Origin of the sequence: Actinacidiphila acididurans (assembly GCF_016918855.1) — a bacterium.
GTDB classification, from domain to species: Bacteria; Actinomycetota; Actinomycetes; order Streptomycetales; family Streptomycetaceae; genus Actinacidiphila; species Actinacidiphila acididurans.
The window spans coordinates 442328-465959 of sequence record NZ_JADKYB010000004.1 but is presented as its reverse complement, the minus strand read 5'-3'; the positions used below and the strand labels follow the sequence as shown (position 1 = coordinate 465959).

22 protein-coding genes and 1 tRNA gene are annotated in these 23632 nt (G+C 72.4%); 17 read left to right on the top strand and 6 right to left on the bottom strand.

Annotated elements, in window-relative coordinates:
• Window positions 1-169: 169 nt before the first annotated feature.
• From ITX44_RS09925 to ITX44_RS09915, 3 genes are all read right to left on the bottom strand, one after another.
• A complete protein-coding gene (locus ITX44_RS09925) occupies window positions 170-1234 on the bottom strand; it encodes a 2-oxoacid:ferredoxin oxidoreductase subunit beta (RefSeq protein WP_205356693.1) in 1065 nt (354 codons plus the stop codon).
• Entirely contained in the window at window positions 1227-3230 is a 2004-nt protein-coding gene (locus ITX44_RS09920; protein WP_205356692.1) for a 2-oxoacid:acceptor oxidoreductase subunit alpha, read from the bottom strand. The genes ITX44_RS09925 and ITX44_RS09920 overlap by 8 nt, the downstream gene beginning before the upstream one ends.
• Before the next feature lie 271 nt (window positions 3231-3501).
• Complete coding sequence (locus ITX44_RS09915) at window positions 3502-4161, bottom strand: response regulator transcription factor (protein ID WP_205356691.1); 660 nt, start codon at window positions 4159-4161, stop codon at window positions 3502-3504.
• 230 nt (window positions 4162-4391) lie between these two features.
• On the opposite strand from ITX44_RS09915, the gene ITX44_RS09910 reads away from it, so the two are divergent.
• A complete protein-coding gene (locus ITX44_RS09910) occupies window positions 4392-5357 on the top strand; it encodes a quinone oxidoreductase family protein (protein WP_205356690.1) in 966 nt (321 codons plus the stop codon).
• Window positions 5358-6015: 658 nt separating this feature from the next.
• Here ITX44_RS09910 and ITX44_RS09905 read toward each other — a convergent pair.
• Both ITX44_RS09905 and ITX44_RS09900 read right to left on the bottom strand, forming a co-directional pair.
• Complete coding sequence (locus tag ITX44_RS09905; protein ID WP_205356689.1) at window positions 6016-7329, bottom strand: sensor histidine kinase; 1314 nt, start codon at window positions 7327-7329, stop codon at window positions 6016-6018.
• Window positions 7330-7464: 135 nt separating this feature from the next.
• Complete coding sequence (locus ITX44_RS09900; protein WP_205356688.1) at window positions 7465-8613, bottom strand: sensor histidine kinase; 1149 nt, start codon at window positions 8611-8613, stop codon at window positions 7465-7467.
• A 297-nt stretch (window positions 8614-8910) separates the two neighbouring features.
• On the opposite strand from ITX44_RS09900, the gene ITX44_RS09895 reads away from it, so the two are divergent.
• The 15 genes from ITX44_RS09895 to ITX44_RS09825 all read left to right on the top strand — a co-directional run bounded on the left by ITX44_RS09895 (window position 8911) and on the right by ITX44_RS09825 (window position 22603).
• Window positions 8911-9279 (top strand): NADH-quinone oxidoreductase subunit A, encoded by a 369-nt coding sequence (locus ITX44_RS09895; protein WP_205356687.1) that lies wholly within the window; start codon window positions 8911-8913, stop codon window positions 9277-9279.
• Window positions 9270-9920 (top strand): NADH-quinone oxidoreductase subunit B, encoded by a 651-nt coding sequence (locus tag ITX44_RS09890; protein WP_205356686.1) that lies wholly within the window; start codon window positions 9270-9272, stop codon window positions 9918-9920. The genes ITX44_RS09895 and ITX44_RS09890 overlap by 10 nt, the downstream gene beginning before the upstream one ends.
• Window positions 9917-10885 (top strand): NADH-quinone oxidoreductase subunit C, encoded by a 969-nt coding sequence (locus tag ITX44_RS09885; protein WP_205356685.1) that lies wholly within the window; start codon window positions 9917-9919, stop codon window positions 10883-10885. The genes ITX44_RS09890 and ITX44_RS09885 overlap by 4 nt, the downstream gene beginning before the upstream one ends.
• A complete protein-coding gene (locus tag ITX44_RS09880) occupies window positions 10882-11844 on the top strand; it encodes a complex I subunit 1/NuoH family protein (RefSeq protein WP_205356684.1) in 963 nt (320 codons plus the stop codon). Before ITX44_RS09885 ends, ITX44_RS09880 begins: the two co-directional genes overlap by 4 nt.
• 3 nt (window positions 11845-11847) lie before the next feature.
• Window positions 11848-12495 (top strand): NuoI/complex I 23 kDa subunit family protein, encoded by a 648-nt coding sequence (locus ITX44_RS09875; protein WP_205356683.1) that lies wholly within the window; start codon window positions 11848-11850, stop codon window positions 12493-12495.
• Complete coding sequence (locus tag ITX44_RS09870) at window positions 12492-13037, top strand: NADH-quinone oxidoreductase subunit J family protein (RefSeq protein ID WP_205356682.1); 546 nt, start codon at window positions 12492-12494, stop codon at window positions 13035-13037. Before ITX44_RS09875 ends, ITX44_RS09870 begins: the two co-directional genes overlap by 4 nt.
• Window positions 13037-13483 (top strand): NADH-quinone oxidoreductase subunit NuoK, encoded by a 447-nt coding sequence (gene nuoK / locus ITX44_RS09865; RefSeq protein WP_236060280.1) that lies wholly within the window; start codon window positions 13037-13039, stop codon window positions 13481-13483. The genes ITX44_RS09870 and nuoK overlap by 1 nt, the downstream gene beginning before the upstream one ends.
• Complete coding sequence (locus tag ITX44_RS09860) at window positions 13480-15648, top strand: NADH-quinone oxidoreductase subunit 5 family protein (RefSeq protein ID WP_205356681.1); 2169 nt, start codon at window positions 13480-13482, stop codon at window positions 15646-15648. The genes nuoK and ITX44_RS09860 overlap by 4 nt, the downstream gene beginning before the upstream one ends.
• 6 nt (window positions 15649-15654) lie before the next feature.
• Window positions 15655-17220, top strand: coding sequence for a complex I subunit 4 family protein (locus ITX44_RS09855; RefSeq protein WP_205356680.1), 1566 nt, complete (start codon window positions 15655-15657; stop codon window positions 17218-17220).
• Window positions 17220-18776: an NADH-quinone oxidoreductase subunit N gene (locus ITX44_RS09850; protein WP_205356679.1), complete on the top strand. Its 1557-nt coding sequence runs from the start codon at window positions 17220-17222 to the stop codon at window positions 18774-18776. Before ITX44_RS09855 ends, ITX44_RS09850 begins: the two co-directional genes overlap by 1 nt.
• A 141-nt stretch (window positions 18777-18917) precedes the next feature.
• Window positions 18918-19775, top strand: coding sequence for a zinc metalloprotease HtpX (htpX, locus tag ITX44_RS09845; RefSeq protein ID WP_205356678.1), 858 nt, complete (start codon window positions 18918-18920; stop codon window positions 19773-19775).
• Window positions 19772-20164, top strand: coding sequence for a YccF domain-containing protein (locus ITX44_RS09840; RefSeq protein ID WP_205356677.1), 393 nt, complete (start codon window positions 19772-19774; stop codon window positions 20162-20164). The genes htpX and ITX44_RS09840 overlap by 4 nt, the downstream gene beginning before the upstream one ends.
• A 24-nt stretch (window positions 20165-20188) precedes the next feature.
• On the top strand, window positions 20189-21097 hold the full coding sequence (locus ITX44_RS09835) for a MarR family winged helix-turn-helix transcriptional regulator (RefSeq protein WP_205356676.1): 909 nt from the start codon (window positions 20189-20191) through the stop codon (window positions 21095-21097).
• Between the two features lie 127 nt (window positions 21098-21224).
• On the top strand, window positions 21225-21689 hold the full coding sequence (locus ITX44_RS09830) for a peroxiredoxin (RefSeq protein WP_205356675.1): 465 nt from the start codon (window positions 21225-21227) through the stop codon (window positions 21687-21689).
• A 203-nt stretch (window positions 21690-21892) separates the two neighbouring features.
• Window positions 21893-22603 carry a hemerythrin domain-containing protein gene (locus ITX44_RS09825; RefSeq protein WP_205356674.1) on the top strand — a complete coding sequence of 237 codons (711 nt, stop codon included), beginning with the start codon at window positions 21893-21895 and terminating at the stop codon, window positions 22601-22603.
• Between the two features lie 219 nt (window positions 22604-22822).
• On the opposite strand, the gene ITX44_RS09820 is transcribed toward ITX44_RS09825, so the two are convergent.
• Complete coding sequence (locus tag ITX44_RS09820) at window positions 22823-23311, bottom strand: YajQ family cyclic di-GMP-binding protein (RefSeq protein ID WP_205356673.1); 489 nt, start codon at window positions 23309-23311, stop codon at window positions 22823-22825.
• Between the two features lie 209 nt (window positions 23312-23520).
• Here ITX44_RS09820 and ITX44_RS09815 point away from each other — a divergent pair.
• Window positions 23521-23602 (top strand) — tRNA-Tyr (locus ITX44_RS09815).
• The last annotated feature ends 30 nt before the right edge of the window (window positions 23603-23632 follow it).

The following is a 23632-nucleotide window of genomic DNA, read 5'->3' as shown; positions in this document are numbered from 1 at the left end:
AGCCGGGAATACCAGGGGGCGTGGGGCTGCGCTCTATATGCGGCCGGCGCCGCGTGGGCGCGACCAGCGCAGACGCATCCGCACCCGGAAACGCACAGAACCCCCCGAGCTGGTAGCCGTAAAAGCCCGACCCGGCTCGGAGGGTCCCGTACTTCCTGAGCGGCCAGCCCTACCCGGCAACAGTCCAGGTGTCTCCACCGGCAAGAAGCTTGCCGAGATCCCCCTTCCCCTGCTGCACGACCGCCTGCTCGAGCTGCTCGGCCATGTCCGTGTCGTACACGGCCCGCTTCACGTCCCGCAGCACACCGATAGGCGTGTGGTGCAACGTGTCCGGATCCGCCAGCCGCGTCAGCGCAAAAGCAGTGGTGGGAGAGGAAGCCGCCGCATCATGGACCAGAACGGAATCCGTCCCCTCGACGGTCACGTCGACGACCCGCAGATCACCGGACGCGGGATCCCGTACGACCCCCATCCGCCCGAGCCCGTCCTCGGCCGGCGCGCCGAACCGGATCGGCTGCCCGTGCTCCAGCCGGATCACCGCCTCCTGCGCGGAGTCCTTGTCCTTGAGGACATCGAACGCACCGTCGTTGAAGATGTTGCAGTTCTGGTAGATCTCCACCAGCGCCGTGCCCTGGTGGTCGGCGGCCGCCCGCAGCACACTCTGCAGGTGCTTGCGGTCGGAGTCGATCGACCGGGCCACGAAGGACGCCTCGGCGCCCAGCGCCAGCGACAGCGGGTTGAAGGGCGCGTCCAGCGAGCCCATCGGCGTCGACTTGGTGATCTTGCCGATCTCCGAGGTCGGGCTGTACTGGCCCTTGGTCAGGCCGTAGATCCGGTTGTTGAACAGCAGGATCTTCAGATTGACGTTGCGCCGCAGCGCGTGGATCAGGTGGTTGCCGCCGATGGACAGCGCGTCGCCGTCACCGGTGACCACCCACACGCTCAGGTCCCGCCGCGAGGTCGCGAGCCCCGTGGCGATGGCCGGCGCGCGGCCGTGGATCGAGTGCATGCCGTACGTGTTCATGTAGTACGGGAACCGGGAGGAGCACCCGATCCCGGAGACGAACACGATGTTCTCCTTGGCCAGACCGAGCTCCGGCATGAAGGACTGGACCGCGGCCAGGACCGCGTAGTCCCCGCAGCCCGGGCACCAGCGGACCTCCTGGTCCGACTTGAAGTCCTTCATGCTCTGCTTGGCCTCGGCCTTGGGCACCAGTGCCAGCGCCTCAGACATCCGCGTTCCCCTCCGCCTTCGTCGCGTTCCCGCTCCGCCCGTCCGTCCCGACCGGCTCCGCGGCCTGGGCGATGGCCGCGGCGAGCTGCTCGGCCTTGAACGGCAGCCCGGTGACCTGCGTGTACGAGTGGGCGTCGACCAGGTACTTGGCCCGCAGCAGGTGGGCGAGCTGGCCGAGGTTCATCTCCGGCACGATCACCCGCTCGTACTCGCCGAGCACCTGGCCGAGGTTGGCCGGCAGCGGGTTGAGGTGCCGCAGGTGGGCCTGGGCGACCTGGCCGCCCTCCCGCCGGATCCGGCGCACCGCCGCGGTGATCGGTCCGTACGTCGAGCCCCAGCCGATCACCAGGGTCCGGGCCCGCCCGGTGCCGTCGGCCAGGCCCGGGTCGTCCACCGCCACGTTCGGCACCTGGATGCCGTCGATCTTGGCCTGCCGGGTGCGGACCATGAAGTCGTGGTTGGCCGGGTCGTAGCTGATGTTGCCCGTGCCGTCCTGCTTCTCGATGCCGCCGATCCGGTGCTCCAGGCCCGGCGTGCCCGGCACCGCCCAGGGCCGCGCCAGGGTCTGCGGGTCGCGCTGGTAGGGCCAGAACACCCGGGTGCCGTCGGCGTTGGTGTGGTTCGGCGCGGTCGCGAAGTCCACCCGCAGGTCCGGCAGCTCGCCCTCCTCGGGGATCCGCCAGGGCTCGGAGCCGTTGGCCAGGTAGCCGTCGGAGAGCAGGAACACCGGGGTGCGATAGGTCAGCGCGATCCGGGCCGCCTCCAGCGCGGCGGTGAAGCAGTCGCCCGGGGTGGCCGGCGCCACGATCGGCACCGGCGCCTCGCCGTTGCGCCCGTACATCGCCTGGAGCAGGTCGGCCTGCTCGGTCTTGGTCGGCAGGCCGGTCGAGGGACCGCCGCGCTGGATGTCCACGATCAGCAGCGGCAGCTCCAGGCTCACCGCCAGGCCGATCGTCTCGGACTTCAGCGCCACCCCCGGCCCGGAGGTGGTCGTGACGGCCAGCGACCCGCCGAACGCGGCCCCGAGCGCCGCGCCGATCGCGGCGATCTCGTCCTCGGCCTGGAAGGTGCGCACGCCGAAGTTCTTGTGCCGGCTCAGCTCGTGCAGCACGTCCGAGGCAGGGGTGATCGGGTACGAGCCCAGGAACAGCGGGAGCTCCGCCTGCTTGCTCGCGGCGACCAGCCCGTACGCCAGCGCCAGGTTGCCGGAGATGTTGCGGTACGTCCCCGGCGGGAAGGCGCTCGCGGCGGGCGCGACCTCGTAGGAGACCGCGAAGTCCTCGGTGGTCTCGCCGAAGTTCCAGCCCGCCCGGTAGGCGGTCACGTTCGCCTCGGCGATGTCCGGCTTCTTGGCGAACTTCTTGCGCAGGAAGGACTCGGTGGACTCGGTGGGCCGGTGGTACATCCACGACAGCAGCCCGAGCGCGAACATGTTCTTCGCGCGCTCGGCGTCGCGGCGGGCCAGCCCGCTGTCCTTGAGCGCCTCCAGTGTCAGCGTGGTGAGCGGCACCGGGTGCACGGAGTAGCTTTCCAGCGAGCCGTCCTCGAGCGGGTTGGCCGCGTACCCCACCCGCTCCAGGGCGCGCTTGCCGAACTCGTCGGTGTTGACGATGATCTCGGCGCCGCGCGGCAGGTCCCCGATGTTCGCCTTGAGCGCGGCCGGGTTCATCGCGACCAGCACGTCCGGCGCGTCACCGGGGGTGAGGATGTCGTGGTCGGCGAAGTGGAGCTGGAACGACGAGACGCCGGGCAGGGTGCCTGCCGGGGCCCGGATCTCGGCCGGGAAGTTCGGCAGCGTCGACAGGTCGTTGCCGAAGGACGCGGTCTCCGAGGTGAACCGGTCACCCGTCAGCTGCATCCCGTCCCCGGAGTCGCCGGCGAAGCGGATGATCACACGGTCGAGCCGTCTGGTCTGCTTCTCCGGCCGGCGTTGTTCGCCCAGGACGTCTCCGACGGCAGGCGGATCTCCCGCGCTGGTGCTGACCTGGCTGGTCACTGAATCGGTCCTCCTTGAAGGCGTCGGATCGCCCGGCTAACGGTCATGGTACGTCGGTAAGGACCGCCTTCCCTGGACGTCCCGGAATGTGGGAGCCCGCCCCGCCAGGGGTCGTGCGCGGCCCGTCCCGGGGTCGTCTCCCGCCCGGCCGCCGGTCCAGCCCGGCTCCAGTGCCCCGGGCGGGTGCCCTCCCGGTCCCAGTAGACTCCGCGGCGGCTCACGGCGGCCTCTCGGGGAGTGCTCAGCAATGCTCCGGGATGCTCCGGAACGCTCAGGAATTGAGGTACGTGAGCACGGCGAGCACCCTGCGGTGGTCGCCCTCGCTGGGCGCCAGCCCCAGCTTGAGGAAGATGTTGCTCACGTGCTTCTCGACCGCGCCGTCGCTGACCACGAGCTGCTTGGCGACCGCGGAGTTGGTCCGGCCCTCGGCCATCAGCGCCAGCACCTCGCGCTCCCGCGGGGTCAGCCCGGCCAGCACGTCCTGCTTGCGGCTGCGGCCGAGCAGCTGCGCGACCACCTCCGGGTCCAGCGCGGTGCCGCCCTGCGCGACCCGCACGACCGCGTCCACGAACTCGCGTACCTCGGCCACCCGGTCCTTGAGCAGGTAGCCCACCCCGCGGGTGTTGCCGGCCAGCAGTTCGGTCGCGTACTGCTCCTCGACGTACTGCGACAGCACGAGCACGCCTACGTCCGGGTGGTCCCGGCGCAGCTTCACCGCCGCGCGCACCCCCTCGTCGGTGTGCGTCGGCGGCATCCGTACGTCCACCACGCACACGTCCGGCGGCGCGCCCTCCGCGGCCAGGTCGCGGACCGCCTTGATCAGGCCCTCCGCGTCGCCCACGCCGGCCACGACGTCATGGCCGCGGTCGGTCAGCAGGCGGGTCAGGCCCTCCCTGAGCAGTACCGAGTCCTCAGCGATGACCACCCGCACCGTGTTCCTCCACCCTCGTCCGCTGTCGTACGACCGCCGCCGCGCGGCTCCCCGTCGCGGTACGTCCGCCGTACCGAGGGGTCCAGCATTCCAGCAACAGCGGGCGGATGGGGAATACGGTGCCGGTAGGCAAGGTTGCGCCCGGCGGTCCGTCGGACGTCCGGCGCCCGGCGACGAGGGGCGAGGGAAGGGGAGCCGCATCCGGGCGGCGCCCAGGGAGAGGAGAGCGCGTGCGCGCGATCGGATTCGATGTCAACGGCGGCCCCGCGGTCCTGCGGCCGGTCGAGCTGCCGGTGCCGGTGCCGGGCCCGGGGGAGGTGCTGGTCCAGGTCGCGTACGCCGGCGTCGGCCACGGCGAGGTCCGGCACCGCCTCGGCGACTTCGGGCCGCCCGGCGCCCCCGGCGGCATCGACGTGCCCGGCTTCGAGGCATCCGGCGAGGTCGCCGCGCTCGGCCCCGGCGTCACCGGGCTCGCCGAGGGCGACCCGGTCGCCGTCTACCTCCCGTCCGGCGGCGGCTACGCCCAGTACGCGGTCGCGCCCGCCGCCCTCGCCTTCCCGCTCGACGGGATCTCGCTGCGCGACGGCGGCGGCACCGCGCTCACGCTGACCACGGCGTACGGAGTGCTGGCCGGCGCGGCCCGGCTCACCGCGGGCGACACCGTCCTCATCCACGCGGCGGCCGGCGGCGTGGGCTCGGCCGCCGCCCAGATCGCCCGCGCGCTCGGCGCCGCCGCCGTCTACGGCACGGTCGGCTCACCCGCCAAGGCGCACTACGCCAAGCGGTTCGGCTACGACGCGGTCCACGGGCGGGACACCTTCGCCGACGCCGTGCCCGAGGTCGACGTCGTCCTCGATCCCGTCGGTGGCCCCACCCGGCTGGCCAGCCTCGGCATCCTCGGCCCCTTCGGCCGCCTCGCCGTCTACGGGGAGGCCGGCCGCCACCCCGACATCGGCCTCGACATCCGCCAGGTCCGCGAGCACAACCGCGCCCTGTCCGGCTACGACATCGCCGACCTCGCCCGCCGCGCCCCCGCCCTCCTCCGCGCCCACGCCCTCGCCGCCCTCTCCCTCCTCGCCTCCGGCACGATCCGCCTCGACATCACGACGCAGCTTTCCCTCTCCGAGGCGGCCGAGGCCCACGAAACTCTGGAGGCCGGCCGGGGGATGGGCAAGACGCTGCTGCGGGTGGAGTAGGTGGAGGTTTTTTTACGGAGGAGCGGTGCGGCACCGTCCCGGGCGTGGCCGCTGCGCGGGCCGGTCGGCCGGGTGGTGTGTTCCGGTGGGTGGCCCGCTGGGCGCGGTTGCTGCGTGGGGCCGGTGGGCCTTGCGGTGTGTGTCGGCGGGGTGCCCGCCGGGGCGTGGCCGCTGCGCGGGTCGGTCGGCCGGGTGGTGTGTTCCGGTGGGTGGCCCGCTGGGCGCGGTTGCTGCGTGGGGCTGGCGGGCCTTGCGGTGTGTCGGCGGGGTGCCCGCCGGGGCGTGGCCGCTGCGCGGGGCCGGTGGGCCGGGTGGTGTGTTCCGGTGGGTGGCCCGCTGGGCGCGGTTGCTGCGTGGGGCTGGTGGGCCTTGCGGTGTGTCGGCGGGGTGCCCGCCGGGGCGTGGCCGCTGCGCGGGTCGGTCGGCCGGGTGGTGTGTTCCGGTGGGTGGCCCGCTGGGCGCGGTTGCTGCGTGGGGCCGGTGGGCCTTGCGGTGTGTCGGCGGGGTGCCCGCCGAGGTGTGGCCGGTCGCCCGGCGTGGGGCGTGCGTTCGGCGATGAGCCGATCGCGGCGGGTGGCCCGCCGGGGCGTGCGCGGCACGTGTGCTCGAGGCCGGCGCCCGCGCGGCGGGACGGATACGGCACCGCGCCGGCCCCGTCCTAGACCCGCCAGGGGAGTTCCGCTGTGATGCGGGTGGGGCCGCCGGTGGGGGAGTCGAGGGCCAGGACGCCGTCGACCGAGTCGAGGCGTTCGGCGAGGCCGGACAGGCCGGAGCCGGCGGAGAGGTCGGCGCCGCCGCGGCCGTTGTCGGAGACGTGGAGCATCAGGCGGTCCTCGGTCTGCCAGACGTCGACGGTGGCGCGGGAGGCACCGGAGTGCTTCGAGATGTTCTGGAGCAGTTCGGAGACGGTGAAGTAGGCGATGCCCTCGATGGCAGGGACCGGCCGGCCGGGCAGGTCCACGGTCACGGAGACCGGCACCGTGCAGCGCGCGGCGACCGCGGACAGCGCCGGGCCGAGGCCGCGGTCGGTGAGGATCGCGGGGCGGATGCCCCGGGCGAGGTCGCGCAGTTCCTGGAGGGCGATCTTCACCTCGCCGTGGGCCTCGGCCACCATGCGCGCGCCCGCCTCGGGGTCGTCCAGCAGCTTCTCCTTGGCGAGCCCGAGATCCATGGCCAGGGCCACCAACCGGGCCTGGGCGCCGTCGTGCAGGTCCCGCTCGATGCGCCGCAGGTCCGCCGCCGCGGTGTCCACCACGACCCCCCGGTCCGACTCCAGCTCGCTCACCCGGCCGGCCAGCCGGGACGGCCCGAGCAGCCCGGCCACCAGCATCCGGTCCACGTGCGCCATCCCCCGGATCACCCACGGCGTGACCAGGACGAGCAGGCCGCCGACCACGACGGTCAGCGCCAGGTCCGCCGGGGTGTGCAGGTACCAGCCGCGACCGTCGCCGTCCCCGTAGATCTGCAGACCCTTCTGGTGGGCGTAGGTGGGGAACACCCACTGCCACAGCGGATAGCTGAGCAGCCCCCAGCCGTAGGTGACCAGCGAGACCGACACGGAGAAGGTGAAGATCCCCCACGGGAAGTGGACCAGGCAGTAGATCGCGTGCCGCCAGTTGACGCCGCTGCTCAGCCGGGCGCCGATGCGGGCCAGGAAGCCCCGGCCGGTCCGCGGGTCGGGGCCCGGCTCGTCGATGTCCAGCCACAGCAGGGACCGGGCGCGGGCCCGCTCGACCCGGCCGATCGCCCGGCAGCCGCCGAGCGCGAGCACCAGCACCGGCAGCCCGACGAAGGTGACCAGCAGCCCCGCACCCAGCGAGAACATGGTCACCGTCCACACGAAGCCGGCGATGCCCATCGGCAGGTTCAGCAGCGCGTACCCCACCTCGCGCCAGGTGCGCCTCTCGAACGGCGCCCGCAGCGCGGGGGGCAGCCGGTGGTCGCGTTCCTGCGACGCGTAGCCGTACGCCATGGCGGGGACCGTCCTTTCCGTGCGGTGCCGCACGCTCGTCTCGATATCTCAAGCCTGGCCGGAAGCGGTGCCCGCGCCCATGGTGCGGATCGGTGTCCTCGGGGTGGGGCTACCCCCACCGCGGGGTCCGGGTGGCTACTGCCGGGGCCGCCAGGGCAGCTCCGCGGTCACCACGGTCGGCCCGCCGGCCGGGGAGCTGACCACGAACAGCCCGTCCACCGAGCCCAGCCGTTCGGACAGGCCCGCGAGCCCGGAGCCGGACGAGACGTCCGCGCCGCCCTGCCCGTCGTCCCGTACCTGGATCATCAGCCGGTCGGCGGCCCGCCACACGTCCACCGCCGCGCTACGGGCCCGGCTGTGCTTGGAGACGTTCTGCAGCAGTTCGGAGACGGTGAAGTAGGCGATGCCCTCGATCGCCTCGGCGGGCCGGGCCGGCAGGTCCACGGTCACCGAGACCGGCACCGTACAGCGCGAGGCGACCGAGGACAGGGCGGCGTCCAGGCCGCGGTCGGTGAGGATGGCCGGGTGGATGCCGCGGGCGAGGTCGCGCAGTTCCTGAAGGGCGATCTTCACCTCGCCGTGCGCCTCGTCGACCATCTTCGCCGCTGCATGCGGGTCGTCCAGCAGCTTCTCCCGCGCCAGCCCCAGATCCATGGCCAGGGCCACCAGCCGGGCCTGGGCTCCGTCGTGCAGGTCGCGCTCGATCCGCCGCAGGTCGGCCGCCGCGGTGTCCACCACCACCCCGCGGCCCGACTCCAGCTCCGCGATCCGCCGCTCCAGCTCGTCCGAGGGCTGGAGCAGCCCGCGCACCATCGCCCGGTCCACCGTGGTCAGCCCCCGCGTGAGATACGGCAGCACCGGCCACGCCACGAACAGCGCGGTCAGGGTGACGCTGAAGGTCAGCACGCCCCAGGGCAGCCGCAGCGCGAAGTACAGCGCGTGCCGCCAGGCCACCGGATCCTTCAGCGACGCCCACAGCCAGGGCCAGAAGCCCATCGTGCCGCGCCGCAGCCGGCGCGGCTCCTCCATCCGTACCCCCAGCAGCGCCCGGGCCCGGGCCCGCTCCACGGTCCCCAGCACCCGGCAGCCCAGCAGGCCCAGCGCGAGCACGGGCAGGCCCACCACCGTCACCGTCAGCCCGGCGCCCACCGACAGCACGGTGACCACGTACACAAAACCGATGATGTCTGCGGGAAGATTGAGCAGGAGGAACAGAACCTCCCGCCACGTCACGGCGTCGAGCGCGGGGCGGGGCGGGGGGAGCGGGTCGGACTCGGTCGTCATGGCCCCAGCCTGCCGGGGCGCGGGGCGGCGGCGCCATGGGGAGCGCGTGCCGGACAGAGGTGGGGTTATCCCCCGGGTACCGGTCCCGTCCGCGAACCCTGTGAAACCAGGGCCTAGACTCCCTCCGTATAAATCGTCTAAAGATCCACCCGGGTCACTGGACAGCCGACCGGTCGGCACCGGTCACCCCGCACCAACCACCGAAACCACTGACTCACCACTGATTCATCACAGACCCACCACTGACTCACCGCAGTCTCACTGCAGACTCACCGAGGGAACGAGGAGCGGACGCACGTGGACTACTTCCACGGCTACTCGGTCGTCGGCCTGGTCGCGGTCGTCGGCGTGCTCTTCGTGGCGGTCGCCTTCGCCGGCGGCCGGCTGCTGCGCCCGGTCGTGCCGACACAGGAGAAGATGCTCACCTATGAATGCGGGGTCGACCCCGTGGGTGAGGGCTGGGCGCACACCCAGATCCGCTATTACGTGTACTCCTTCCTGTACGTGATCTTCGCCGTGGACGCGATCTTCCTCTTCCCGTGGGCCACCGTCTTCGCCGCGCCCGGCTTCGGCGGCGCCACGCTGGCCGAGATGTTCGTCTTCCTCGGCTTCCTGGCGGTGGGACTGCTCTACGCCTGGAAGAAGGGCGTGCTGGAATGGACATGAACCCCGCCCGTACGAGCCCCGAGCCCCTGGTGCCGCCGACGGTCGCGCCGGCCGGCGGAGAGCCGCTGCCCGAGCCGCGCCGCCTCGGCCCGCTGGCCCGGCTGGCGCCCGAGCCGATGAAGGTGGTCCTCAACTGGGGCCGCCGCTACAGCCTGTGGGTGTTCAACTTCGGGCTGGCCTGCTGCGCGATCGAGTTCATCGCCGCCTCCATGGCCAAGCACGACTTCATCCGCCTCGGCGTGATCCCCTTCGCCCCCGGCCCGCGCCAGGCCGACCTGATGGTCGTCTCCGGCACGGTCACCGACAAGATGGCCCCGGCCGTCAAGCGGCTGTACGAGCAGATGCCCGAGCCGAAGTACGTGATCTCTTTCGGCGCCTGCTCCAACTGCGGCGGCCCCTACTGGGACTCGTACTCCGTCACCAAGGGCGTCGACCAGATCATCCCGGTGGACGTGTACGTGCCCGGCTGCCCGCCGCGGCCCGAGGCACTGCTCCAGGGCATCCTCAAGCTCCAGGAGACCATCGCGCGCGAGTCGCTGGGGGAGCGGTACGAATCCGGTTCCGGTTCGGGTTCCGGTTCCCGGCCGGGCGCCGCGGCCGTCACCAGCGGGCTGATCAGGCCACCGGGGGCGGCACAGTGACGGGCTGGCTGCCGGACGAGGCCGAGGCGCTCTTCGGGACCGGGGCGGTGGCCGAGGAGGCGTACGACCTGCTCACCGTGGACGTCCCCGCCGACCGGTGGGTGGCGGCGCTGACCACCGCCCGGGACCGGCTGGGCTGCACCTTCTTCGACTGGCTGAGCGCGGTCGACGAGCCCGGGACGGGTTTCCGGGTCGCCGCGCACCTGGTCGGGCTGGACGGCGGGGTCCGCCGGCTGCTCGTACGGACCACCGTGCCGCACGAGGCCGCCGTGCTGCCCACCGCGACCGACGTCTACCCGGGTGCGGCCTGGCACGAGCGGGAGACGCACGAGATGTTCGGGGTGGACTTCACCGGCCACCCGGATCTGGCGCCGCTGCTGCTGCCCGAGGAATTCGAGGGGCACCCGCTGCGCAAGGACTTCGTGCTGGCCGCGCGGGTCGTCAAGGCGTGGCCTGGCGCGAAGGAGCCGGGCGAGGCGCACGACGGCGGGCCCAAGCGGCGCCAGATGCTGCCGCCGGGCGTGCCCGACCCCAACGAGTGGGGCCCGCTCAAGGGCCAGCTTCCGCCCGCCCCGGCCCGCCCGGCCCGTGGCGCCCGTGGGGCCAGGCCGGGTGGTGCGGGTGCCGCCGGGGACGCCGCGGGTGCGGGTGCGCCCGCCGAACGCCCGGCCCGCCGGATGCGGAGCGCGAGCCAGGGCTCGGCGAGCCAGACCGGGCAGCCCGACCAGGCCGGCCGGCCGGATGAGTCCGGCCGGACCTCCGGTCAGGGGGACCAGGCGCGGCCCGCACGGCCCCGTACCCCGGACGCGCCCTGGCAGAAGAAGGCGGCCGAGGGCGGCGAACCGGAGCGGCGTCGGGACGAACCCGAGCGGCGTACGGACGAACCCGAGCGGCGTACCGACGAACCGCAGAGGCCTGCGCAAGAACCCGAGCGGCCTGAGGACGAGGGGGACGGCGGCGCGTGAACGGCACCATCGACGTCCTGCTCCGCCTGCTCGGCGTGCTCGTGGTCTTCCTGGTCTTCCCGCTGCTGGTCGGCCAGACCGAGCACAAGGTGATGGCGCACATGCAGGGCCGGCTCGGCCCGATGTACGCCGGCGGCTTCCACGGCTGGGCCCAGCTCGTCGCGGACGGCGTGAAGTTCGCCCAGAAGGAGGACGTGGTCCCGGCCGACGCGGACCGCACCGTCTTCCAGCTGGCGCCTGCCGTGGCCCTGCTGCCGTACCTGCTGGTGCTCGTCGCGATCCCGGTCGGCCCGCACGGCTTCGTCGGCCAGAACCTGGACGCCGGCCTGTTCTTCGTACTGGCCGTGATGGGCGTCGGCGTGCTCGGCTCGCTGATGGCCGGCTGGGCGTCGTCCAACAAGTACTCGCTGCTCGGCGGCCTGCGCACCGCCGCGCAGCTCATGGCGTACGAACTGCCGATGCTGCTGGCCGCGGCCTCGGTCGCGATGGCGGCCGGCACCCTGTCGCTGCCCGGCATCGTCGGCGCCTACCACTGGTGGTGGACGCCCTGGCAGCTCGTCGGCGGTGTCGTCTTCTTCACCGCCGGGCTGGCCGAACTGCAACGCCCGCCCTTCGACATGCCGGTGGCCGACTCCGAGATCATCTTCGGCGCCTACACCGAATACACCGGCCTGCGCTTCGCCCTGTTCCTGCTCGCCGAGTACGCGGGCATCGTCGTGCTGTGCGGGCTGACCACTGTGCTGTTCCTCGGCGGCTGGCACGGCCCGTGGGCCGGCGGTGTCGGCTGGCTGTGGACGCTGGCCAAGACCGCGCTGCTGGCCTTCGTCGTGATCTGGCTGCGAGTCAGCTACCCGCGGCTGCGCGAGGACCAGCTGCAGAAGTTCGCCTGGACCGTGCTCATTCCGCTCGCCCTCGCCCAGATCGCCCTGACCGGCGTCGTCAAGGTGGTGACCTCCTAAGCCATGTCCCCCGTCCCCGGATCCGGTCTCGCCAAGGGCCTGGCCGTCACGCTCAAGACGATGACGAAGCGTTCCGTCACCGCCCAGTACCCCGACGCCCAGCCGGAACTGCCGCCGCGCACGCGCGGTGTCATCGCGCTGTTCGAGGAGAACTGCACGGTCTGCATGCTGTGCGCCCGGGAGTGCCCGGACTGGTGCATCTACATCGACTCCCACAAGGAGACCGTGCCCCCCGCCGCGCCGGGCGGGCGCGAGCGCAGCCGCAACGTCCTCGACCGGTTCGCCATCGACTTCGCCCTGTGCATGTACTGCGGCATCTGCATCGAGGTCTGCCCCTTCGACGCCCTGTTCTGGTCCCCGGAGTTCGAGTACGCCGAGACCGACATCCTCGACCTCACCCACGAACGCGACCGGCTGCGCGAGTGGATGTGGACCGTCCCCGCCCCGCCGGCCCTCGACCCCGCCGCCGAGGAACCCAAGGAACTGGCCGCCGCCCGTAAGGCCGCGGAGAAGGCCGCCGCGGCTGCCGCCGATTCCGGTTCGGGTTCCGGTTCCGGCTCCGGGCAGGCGGGCGCGACCGGCCCCGACGCCGAACCCGGCCCCGACGCCGAACCCGGCCCGGGCGCCGGGCCGGAGGAGGGCGGGTCGTGAACGCGCTGGCCGCCGGCCACCATCCCGGCTTCCTCTCGCCGACCGGCGTCGAGATCACCTTCGTCCTGGTCGGCCTCGCCACCCTGGGCGCGGCCGTCCTGACCGTCAGCACCCGCCAATTGGTGCACGCCGCCCTGTGGCTGGTCGTCGCCCTCGGCGGCCTGGCCGTCGAATACCTGCTGCTCACCGCCGAGTTCATCGCCTGGGTGCAGGTGCTCATCTACGTCGGTTCGGTCGTGGTCCTGCTCCTGTTCGGCCTGATGCTGACGAAGGCGCCCATCGGCCGCTCCCCGGACGCCGATTCGGGCAACCGCCCGGTCGCCCTGGGCGTGGCCGTCGCCGCCGCGGCCACCCTGGTCTGGGTGGTCGTGGACGCCTTCCGTACCACCTGGATCGACCTGCACGGCGTGGTCCAGGGGTCCTCCCGGGCCACCGGCGTCAGCCTCTTCCGGCACTGGGTACTGCCCTTCGAGGCGCTGTCCGTGCTGCTGCTCGCCGCCCTCGTGGGCGCGATCGTCCTGTCCCGCCGCGAGGAGAAGTGATGCACCTCGCCTATCCCGCCGTCCTCGCCTCCCTGTTGTTCTGCGTCGGCGTCTACGGTGTGCTGGCCCGCCGCAACGCCATCCTCGTCCTGATGTCCGTCGAGCTGATGCTCAACGCCGTCAACCTCAACCTGGTCGCCTTCGACGTCTGGCTGCGCGACACCCTGCACGCCGGCCAGGCGCTCACCCTGTTCACCATCACCATCGCCGCCGCCGAGATCGGACTCGGCCTGGCGATCGTGCTGCTCGTCTACCGCAACCGCGGCAGCTCCGACATCGACCGCCTCACCGGCCTCGCCGAACCCCGCCCGGGATCCTCCGGGGGCCCGCTCGTCCCGGGCGCGGCGGCCGACGAGGACACGGCGGACGAGAACGCCACCCCCCACGGCACCACCGACACCAAGGCCACCGAGAAGGCCAACGAGAAGGCAGAGGCCTCCGCGTGACCCTGACCGCCCTTGCCGCGCTCGTCCCCCTCCTTCCCTTTCTCGGCGGCGCCGCGGGACTTCTGCTGGGCCGCCGCGCGCCCGGCTTCGTCCGCCCGGTGGCCGTCCTGCCCACCGCCACGGCATTCGTGCTCGCCGCGATCGTCGCCGCCCGCCAGGGCACAGGCGCGCCCACCGACGCCGCCCACCGGCTGGCCACCACCGGCTCGATCCCCATCGACCTCGCCCTGCACCTGGACGGCTTCTCCGTCCTGATCGCCCTGCTCGTCGGCCTGGTCGCCACCTGCGTGCAGCTCTACTCCCTCTCCTATCTGCGCGACGACCCGCGCTATCCCTCCTACGCCGCCCTGGTCTCCCTGTTCACCGCCGCCATGCTGCTGGTCGTCTACACCGGCGACCTGATGGTGCTGCTGGTCGGCTGGGAAATCATGGGCATCTGCTCCTACTTCCTGGTCGGCCACTACTGGGAGACCGAACCCGCCCGCACCGCCTCCCTCAAGGCCTTCCTGGTCACCAAGCTCGGCGACGTCCCCTTCCTGATCGGTGTCTTCGCCCTCGCCACCGACGCGGGCACCTTCCGCATCAGCGGCATCCTCGACGCGGCCGCCCACGGCCGGCTCCAGCACCCGACGGTGACCGCGCTCCTGCTGCTCGCCGGAGTCGCGGGCAAGTCCGCGCAGTTCCCGCTGCACACCTGGCTGCCCGACGCCATGGCCGGCCCGACCCCGGTGTCCGCGCTGATCCACGCCGCGACCATGGTGGCCGCCGGCATCTACCTGGTGGCCAGGCTGCTGCCGGTGTTCACCGCCTCCACCGCCGCGCTCGCAGTGCTGGCCGCCATGGCCGCCGTCACCATGATCGGCTCGGCCCTGGCCGCCCTCGCCCAGGACGACATCAAACGGGTCCTCGCGTACTCCACCATCGGCCAACTCGCCTACATGGCGGGCGCCCTGGCCGTCGGCAACCGCGACGCCGCCGTCTTCCACCTCCTCTCGCACGGTGCCTTCAAGGCCCTGCTCTTCCTCGCCGCGGGCGCGCTCATCCAGGTGGCCGGCACCAACTCGCTGGCCGCGATGTCCCGCATGGACGACCTGGCCCGGCGCGCCCCCGACGCCCGCTGGACCCTGGCCATCGGCCTGGCCGCCCTGGCCGCACTGCCTCCCTTCTCCGGTTTCTTCTCCAAGGAATCGGTACTGCGCGCCGCCGAGCACGCGGCGAACGGCGACACCGCCCATGTCCCCTCGGCCGTCGGCTGGACGGTCCTGATCGCCGGCCTGCTCACCGCCTTCCTCACCGCCACCTACGCCGCCCGCCTCTTCCTGCTGGCCGGCGTCCCCCCGCTCATCGGCCGTCCCGCCGCAGCCCCCGCCGCCGGACCGGCCGCCGGACCGGGCGAACCGGCCGCCGCCGAGCCGTCGCCCGCGCCGCAGCCGAAGCCGTCCGCCGAGCAGGGCCCCGTACCGCCCGCCGATCCCGCCCCGGCGGCCCCCGGCCCGGACCCGTCGGGCGCCCCCGACCCGGACCCGGACCCCGGCATCCGCACCGGCGTCCCCCCTCTCATGACCGGCGTGCTGTGGGTGCTGGCCGTCCCCACCATCGCCTTCGGCGGCCTCACCTACCGCTCACTGCCCGACTGGTTCGACGGTCTGTCGCTCGGCCCGGCCCTGGTCACCTCCGTCCTGTCCACCGGGCTCGCCCTCGTCGGGGTGCTGGCCGCCTGGGCGGCCTGGCAGGCCACCGCCGCCGCCCGCCGCTCGGTGCCGATCGGCGCGGTGGTCGCCGTACCGGCCGACGCGGAGCCCGAACTGGTCGAGGCCGAGGCCATCGAGTCGCACGAGGAGATCTACGGGGACATCGGCGCTGCCGACGACCCCGGGGACCCCGGCCGGCTGCTGCTCGGCCCGCTGCACCGGCCCGCCGCCCACGGGTTCCACCTCGACGCGGTCTACACCGCGCTGTTCGTCCGCCCGGTGCTGGCCGCGGCGAGCCTGGTCCGTTTCCTGGACCGGGACGTCGTCGAGACCTACGTCCAGGGCGCGGGCGCCGTCCCCCGGCTGCTCGGCGCCGCCGTGCGCAGGGCCCAGACCGGCAATGTCCAGACCTACCTCAGCGCGCTGCTGGCCGGTGCGGTCGTGCTCGCCGTCCTCGTCGCCGTCGGAGGGTGACACCCCGTGAACCACACCGCTCTCCAGTACGTCCTCGCGGCGACCCTCGTGCTGCCGCTGCTCGGCGCGGTGGGCGCCCTGCTCCCGCCCCCGCCGGGCCTGCGCGGCCGCGACCCCGGCCAGGCGGTGCTGCGCCACGGCGTCACCGTCACGGGCGCCGTACTCGTCCTCACGGTCGTGCTCGCCGCCGGCTTCGACCACGACCACCCGGCGAAGATGCAGGCCACCACCGACCTGAGCTGGATCCCCGCGCTGCGGATCCACCTCCACATCGGCATCGACGGCATCTCCCTCCCCCTTCTCGTGCTCACCGCGCTGCTCACCTTCCTGTGCGCGCTGTACTCGTACTTCAAGCCGCCCGAGGGCCCGTCCCCCAAGGCATACGTCGCCCTGCTCCTCCTGCTGGAATCGGGCACGCTGGCCACCTTCGCCGTGCTCGACCTGATGCTGTTCTTCCTGGCCTTCGAGATGGTCCTCATCCCGATGTACTTCCTCATCGCCCGCTGGGGCGGGGGGGACCGGGAACGGTCGGCCCTGCGGTTCATCGTCTACACCCTCCTCGGCTCCGTGATCATGCTGCTCGGCCTGCTGCTCATCGGCGTGAAAGCGGGCACGTTCGACATGGTGGCACTCGCCACTGACAATGGGTCATCACTCAGTCACTCAACGCAGCTCATCGCGGTTCTGGCCATTGGAATCGGCCTGGCCGTGAAGGCCCCGATGTGGCCGCTGCACAGCTGGCTGCCGGACGCCCACACCGCCGCCCCGACCACCGGATCGGTGCTGCTGGCCGGGGTACTGCTGAAGATGGGCAGCTACGGCATGGTCCGGATCCTGCTGCCGATGACCCCCGGCGGGATGCACACCTTCGCCCCGTACCTGGCCGCGTTCGCCGTGGTCGGGATCGTCTACGGCTCGCTGGCCTGCCTGTGGCTGGCCCGGCCGGGCAACGGCGGCGACCTCAAACGGCTGATCGCCTACTCCTCGGTCGGCCACATGGGCTTCGTCCTGCTCGGCATCGCCACCCTGACCCGCACCGGCGTGAACGGGGCTCTGTTCGCCAACATCGCCCACGGCCTCATCACCGGCCTGCTCTTCTTCCTGGTCGGCGCGGTCAAGGACCGGTACGGCTCCACCGACCTGGACCAGCTGGCCGGCCGGACCGGGGCCGCGCTGTACGGGCGGGCGCCGCGGCTGGGCGGCCTGCTGGCCTTCGCCGCCGTCGCCTCCCTCGGCCTGCCGGGCCTGGCCGGGTTCTGGGGCGAGATGCTGGCGATGTTCGGCTCCTTCCACCCCGGCGCGGGCCTGAGCCGGGGGGCGTACCTCACCTTCACCGGGATCGCCGCCTTCGGCACCCTGCTGACCGCCGCGTACCTGCTGGTCGTGGTGCGCAGGGTGTGCATGGGCGACCGCGAGACCGCCCACGCGCCCGGCGCGCTCGCCGACGTTCGCGGCTACGAGTTCGCCGCGTGGACCCCGCTGGCCACCCTCACCGTCGTCACCGGCCTGTGGCCCGCCACCCTGCTGGGGCTGACGGAACCGGCCGTCCGCACCCTGCTGGGAGGTCACTGATGCCCTCCCTCGTGCAGTCCGTCGACTGGACCGCGCTCACCCCGGTGGTGATCCCGGCGGCGCTCTCACTGGCCGTGCTGGTCGCCGACCTGTTCCTGCCCCGCCGGCACGCCCCGCTGCTCGGCTGGCTGTCCGCCGCGGGCCTGGCCGCCGCGCTGCTCACCGAGATCCCGCTGCGCGACGGCCACCGCACCACCTTCTGTCAGACCGGCGGTGCATCATGCTCGTACGCCGCCGATCACTTCGCGCTCGTGGTGCAGGCGCTGGTGCTGGGCGGCGCGCTGCTGACCGCGCTGCTGTCCGTCACCACCGACCCCCGGCCCGCCCCGGGGGCCGCCGCGCCCACCGGCGAGTACTGGTTCCTGCTGCTGTCCTCGGCCGCGGGCGGTGCGCTGCTGCCCGCCTCCCGCGACCTGGCCACGCTGCTGGTCGCCCTGGAGGTCACCACCCTGCCGGCCTTCGCGCTGGTGGCGCTGCGCCGCGGTGACCGGCTGGCCGGCGAGGCCGCGCTGAAGTTCTTCCTGTCCTCGGTCACCGCCACCGCCGTCTCGCTGCTGGGCATCAGCTTCGTGTACGCGGCCACCGGCACGCTCCACCTGACCGGCGTCGCCCAGGGCCTGACCCACCCGCCGGACCACCTCGGCACCCTCGCCAAGACCGGCGCCGCCCTCACCCTGGTCGGCTTCGCCTTCAAACTGGCCGTCGCGCCCTTCCACTTCTGGGTGCCCGACACGTACGCCGGCGCCCCGCTGCCGGTGGCCGCGTACCTGTCGGTGGTCGGCAAGGCGGCCGGCTTCTCCGGGCTGATCCTGGTCACGGTCGTCGCTTTCCGCCCGTACGCGGACGTGTGGGGCCCGGCCATGGGCGTCCTGGCCGTGCTCACCATGACGGTCGGCAACGTGGGCGCGCTGCGCCAGCGGCCCGGCGTCGAGCGCAGCGCCGTACGGCTGCTGGCCTGGTCCTCCATCGGGCAGGCCGGTTACCTGCTGGTGCCGCTCGCCGCCGCGTCCTCCGCCGACAGCCCGGCGCACGAGATCGGCACCACCGTGGCGTACGCCCTGATGTACGGGGTGGTGAACCTCGGGGCCTTCGCGGTCGCCGCCCTGGTGACCCGGACCGCCCCGGCCGGTCGCCTCACCGACTACCGCGGCCTGTACGCCTCCCGGCCACTGGCCGCGCTCGCCCTGGCCTTCTTCCTGCTGTGCCTGGCCGGGCTGCCGCCGGGCATCATCGGGCTGTTCGCCAAGGTCGCCGTCTTCTCCTCGGCGGTCGGCGCCCGGCACGGCTGGCTCGCGGTGATCATGGCCGTCAACGTGGTGATCGCCCTGGTGTACTACCTGCGGTGGACCGCGCTGCTGTTCACCCGTCCGGAGCAAGCGGGGGAGCCCTCGGGCGAGCTGTCACCCGCCGTCGTGCCCGGCGCCGGCCCGGCCCCGGCGCTCGCCGGTACGCCCGCCGGCCTGACCGCCGCGATCGCGCTGACCGCGGTGGCCGGCCTGGTGCTGTCCGGGGCGCCGCAGCTCGTACTGCGGTACGCCCAGGGCTCCCTGCTCTGACCCCGTGGGCCCCCGGCCGCGGCCCGGTCGGTCGCACAGAGTAGGCACGAGGGAACCAGCGGCGCCCGGCCGGCGTTGACCTGGTTAGGAGGTTCTCCCGAGGGGGAAGTCCCCCCTGACGCGAGACATTGGAGGGCACAGGTGCACCGGCGCCACAACGGACTGAAGACAGCGGTACTGCTCGGCGCGCTGTCCGCCGTCATCCTGGTGATCGGCAGTTTCTTCGGCCGGACCGGGCTCATCGTCGCGGTCCTCGTCGCGCTGGGCACCAACGCGTACGCGTACTGGAACAGCGACAAGCTGGCGCTGCGCGCGATGCGGGCACGCCCGGTGAGCGAGTTCGAGGCTCCGTGGCTGTACCAGATCGTGCGCGAGCTCTCGACGAGCGCCCGCCAGCCGATGCCGCGGCTGTACATATCGCCGACCGAGGCGCCGAACGCGTTCGCCACCGGCCGCAACCCGCGCAACGCGGCGGTGTGCTGCACCGACGGCATCCTGCAGATCCTCGACGAGCGTGAACTGCGCGGCGTGCTCGGCCACGAGCTGAGCCACGTCTACAACCGGGACATCCTCATCTCCTCCGTGGCGGGCGCCCTCGCCTCGGTGGTGATGTTCCTGGTCAACTTCGCCTGGCTGATCCCGATCGGCCGGTCGGACGACGACGAGGGCCCCGGCATCCTCGGCTTCCTGCTGATGATGATCCTCGGCCCGCTGGCCGCCAGCCTGATCCAGCTCGCGGTCTCCCGCTCCCGGGAGTACGAGGCGGACGCCTCCGGTGCCCGGCTCACCGGCGACCCGCTCGCGCTGGCGTCCGCGCTGCGCAAGCTCGACGCCGGAGTGCGGCAGCGCCCGCTCGCTCCGACCCCGCAGTTGGAGACCGCCAGTCATATGATGATCGCGAGCCCCTTCCGCCCGGGTGATGCGTCCAGGTTCTTCTCGACCCACCCGCCGATGGCGCAGCGCATCGCCCGCCTCGAAGAGATGGCAGGTCGCAGATGAGAACGATCCTGAACGTCATCTGGCTGGTGCTGTGCGGTCTGTGGATGTGCCTGGGCTATTTCTTGGCCGGGCTCATCCTGTGCATCACGATCATCGGAATCCCGTTCGGCATAGCGGCTTTCCGGATCGGGGTGTACGCCCTGTGGCCGTTCGGCTACACCACCGTCGAGCGGCGTGACGCCGGCGCCGGCTCGCTCATCGGCAACGTACTGTGGCTGATCCTGGCCGGCTGGTGGCTGGCGCTCGGTCACATCGTCACCGGAGTGCTGCTGGCCGTCACGATCATCGGCATCCCGCTGGCCATCCCCAACTTCAAGCTGATCCCGCTGTCCCTGATGCCGCTGGGCAGGGAGATCGTCCCCTCCGACGCGCCCTTCGCCACCCGCTAGTCTGGCCGGCGGAGGTGCGGGGTGGTGGCGGACGATACGCACGGCGCGGCGCGGACGGCTGACGTACCACCGCCGACTGCGCCGCCGTCGTACACCGGCCACCTGCTGCGCCGCGCGTACCTGCGGACCAACCGCCTGGCCCCCGAACTCCAGCCGGTCGGCGGCGGCACCGGCAGCGCCCGTGACTTCCAGGTGCTGGACGCGCTGAGCGACCCCGCCGCTGCCACGTACTCCCAGCAGGACCTCGGCGAGGTGCTGGGCCTGAACCGCACCACCATGGTCAAGCTCATCGACCGGCTGGAGGCGGCCGGCCAGGTCGCCCGCACCCGTAACCCCGGCGACCGCCGCTCGTACCTGCTCACCCTCACCGACGAGGGCCAGGACGCCCTGCGGGCCATGGGCCCGGCCCTGGCCGAGCGCGACGACCTGCTGACCACCGCCCTCGCCCCGGCCGAGCGCGCCCGCCTCGACACCCTGCTCGCCGATCTCCTGGGCCGCCCGGATGCCCTGCGCGCGAGCGACGAGCAGCTCCGTACCGGATCGCTGATCACCCAGGCGCACCACCTCGTACGGCACCGCATCGAGGACGCCCTCGCCGACGCGGGCCTCCAGGTCAGGCACTTCGGCGCCCTCAACGCGCTGGCCACCGGCCCCTGCTCGCAGCAGCAGCTCGCCCGCCGCCTCACGGTGAGCGAGCAGGCGGTGCTCCAGATCGTGGACGACCTCGCCGCCGCCGGCCTGGTCGTACGCGACCGCGACCCGCAGGACCGCCGCCGGTACGCGCTGCGGCTGTCCGAGGCGGGGCAGGACCGTCTGCGCCGCACGGGCGGGGTGGTGGAGGCCACCGAGACGGACTTCGGCCGCACCCTCGGCGCGCGGGGGCGGGCCGAGCTGCGCGCTCTGCTGACCAAGCTGCTGAGCGCGGAGGCCTGAGCGGGCGGGCCCGGCGCTGAGTCGCGCGCGGCCCGCACACGTATCCCGGACGTACCCGTTCCGCACACAGGCACGACAGACACAGGCACCGGGCCCGGCGGGGCCCGGATCACTCAAGGAGACGGCGATGAGCCTGCAAGCCGGCGTGAAGGCACCCGATTTCACTCTTCCGGACCAGGCCGGCAACCCGGTCCGGCTCGGCGACTACGTGGGCCGGAAGGTCGTGGTCCTGTACTTCTACCCCAAGGACAACACCAGCGGCTGCACCGCTGAGGCGTGCAGCTTCCGGGACAGCTACGAGAGCTTCACCGACGCCGGCGCCGAGGTGATCGGCGTCAGCTCGGACTCGGTGGAGTCGCACGAGAAGTTCGCGGGGCGGCACGACCTGCCGTTCGTCCTCCTGTCGGACCGGGACCGGGCCGTCCGCAAGCAGTACGGCGCCTCGACGCTCGGCGTGATCCCCGGCCGGATCACCTTCGTGATCGACAAGGACGGCACGATCCGCCACACCTTCTCGTCCATGACCAACATCGGCGGCCACATCGACGAGGCGCTGAAGATCGTCAAGGAGCTGGCCGCCGACGATCACTGAAGGTCACTGAAGATCGCCGAAGATCACTGACGGGCCGCCGATGGTTAAAGCAGTAGATGGATATGTTGTTTGACGATTCCAGGAGCTGACTATAGCCTCGGGTGCGGCGGCGCACCTTCTGTCCCATTGGTCTGTCCCATGGGTTCCGTGCCGTGCTCCGCCGTACCCGGCCTCACTCGGCTCCAGGCTCCTGGGAGACAGCGATGACGACTCCGGCCAGCCCGAACATCCCGGCGAACGCCTCCGTACCGGGTCCCTCGGCCCCCGTACGACGACAGGGCGACGTCGTGGACACGACCATGATGTACGCCTTCCACGACGGCCTGCGGCGTGACGCGGTACTGATCGCGTCGTCCGCCGCGGCCGCCGGCGACGACCCGGCCCGGCTCACCGCCACGCACTTCGGGTGGACCCTGTTCAAACAGTTCCTGGTCATCCATCACACGGCCGAGGACGACGTCCTGTGGCCGGCCCTCACCGCGCTGGTCGACGACCGCCCGGACGACCTGGAGTTGCTGGCGGCCCTGGAGGACGAGCACACCCGTATCGACCCCCTGGTCGCGGCGATCGACGCGGCACTGGCAGACGCCGGGGAGTGCCACGCGCGCCTCGGCGACCTCGCGGATGCCCTGGTCACGGAGCTGACTGCGCACCTGGTGCACGAGGAGAAGGAAGCACTTCCGCTGATCGGGGCGGTGCTGCCGCAGGCCGACTGGGTGAAGTTCGCCGACGCCCAGCGGGACCAGGTCGCCCAGTCCCGGCTGGCTCCCAGTTACGTGGCCTGGCTGCTCGACGGCTGCCCGCCGGAGCGGGTCACGGAGCTGGCCGGCAATTTCCCGCCGCCGGTGCTGGCGCAGTACCGGTCGGCGTGGAAGGGGGAGTACGAGCGCCGCAATCCGTGGGCGCGGGGGTAAGGGCCTTCGGCGGCGGACCGGGGAGGTCGTGGCCCGGGCGGACACGGCCGGGCGGATGCGACCGTACGGGGACGGCCGGGCGCGGTTGGATCGGACCCGGGCCCGGACCCGGGCCCGGAATGAGGCCGATGAGGCCGGAACGGGGCTGGGAACAGGGCTGGGAACAGGGCTGGGACCGGGCCGGGGGCTGAGCGAGAAGGGCTGCCCCCGGCCTGCGCGTCAGCGGTAGTTGACGAACTGGAGGGCGAAGTCCAGGTCCTTGCCGCGCAGCAGCGCCTGGACGGCCTGGAGGTCGTCGCGGCTCTTGGAGGTGACGCGCAGTTCGTCGCCCTGGACCTGGGCCTTGACCCCCTTGGGACCCTCATCCCGGATGATCTTGGCGACCTTCTTGGCGTTGTCCTGGGAGATGCCCTCCTCGATGGAGGCGAAGATCTTGTACTCCTTGCCGGAGAGCTGCGGCTCGCCGGCGTCCAGGGCCTTCAGCGAGATCCCCCGCTTGACCAGCTTGGTCTCGAAGACGTCCAGGATGGCCTTGACCCGCTCCTCGGAGTTGGCCTCCATGAGGATCTTCTCCCCGGACCAGGAGATCGATGCCCCGACGTTCTTGAAGTCGTACCGCTGCGAGATCTCCTTGGCCGTCTGGTTGAGGGCGTTGTCGACCTCCTGCCGCTCGACCTTCGAGACGATGTCGAAACTGGAGTCGGCCATCTTCAGTGGGCTCCTTGGCTGTGTTCCATGGCTTCCGTCAAATCTCCGCGACCCCCGCACCCCGGCGGCGGGCCACCCCGCCAGCCTAGGCCCTGACACCCCCTCCCCCCTGATCAATCCAGTGGCGAACCACCCCCACGCATCGGGTATCGTTTACGTCGTCGCCACAGAGCAGGCCCCACCCGGGCCCCTCTCCGGCGTCATCCCATGGCGGTATGCCCGAGTGGCCAATGGGAGCGGACTGTAAATCCGTCGGCTTTGCCTACCGTGGTTCGAATCCACGTGCCGCCACGCCAGTGGGAAACCCTCTCCGACCAGCGA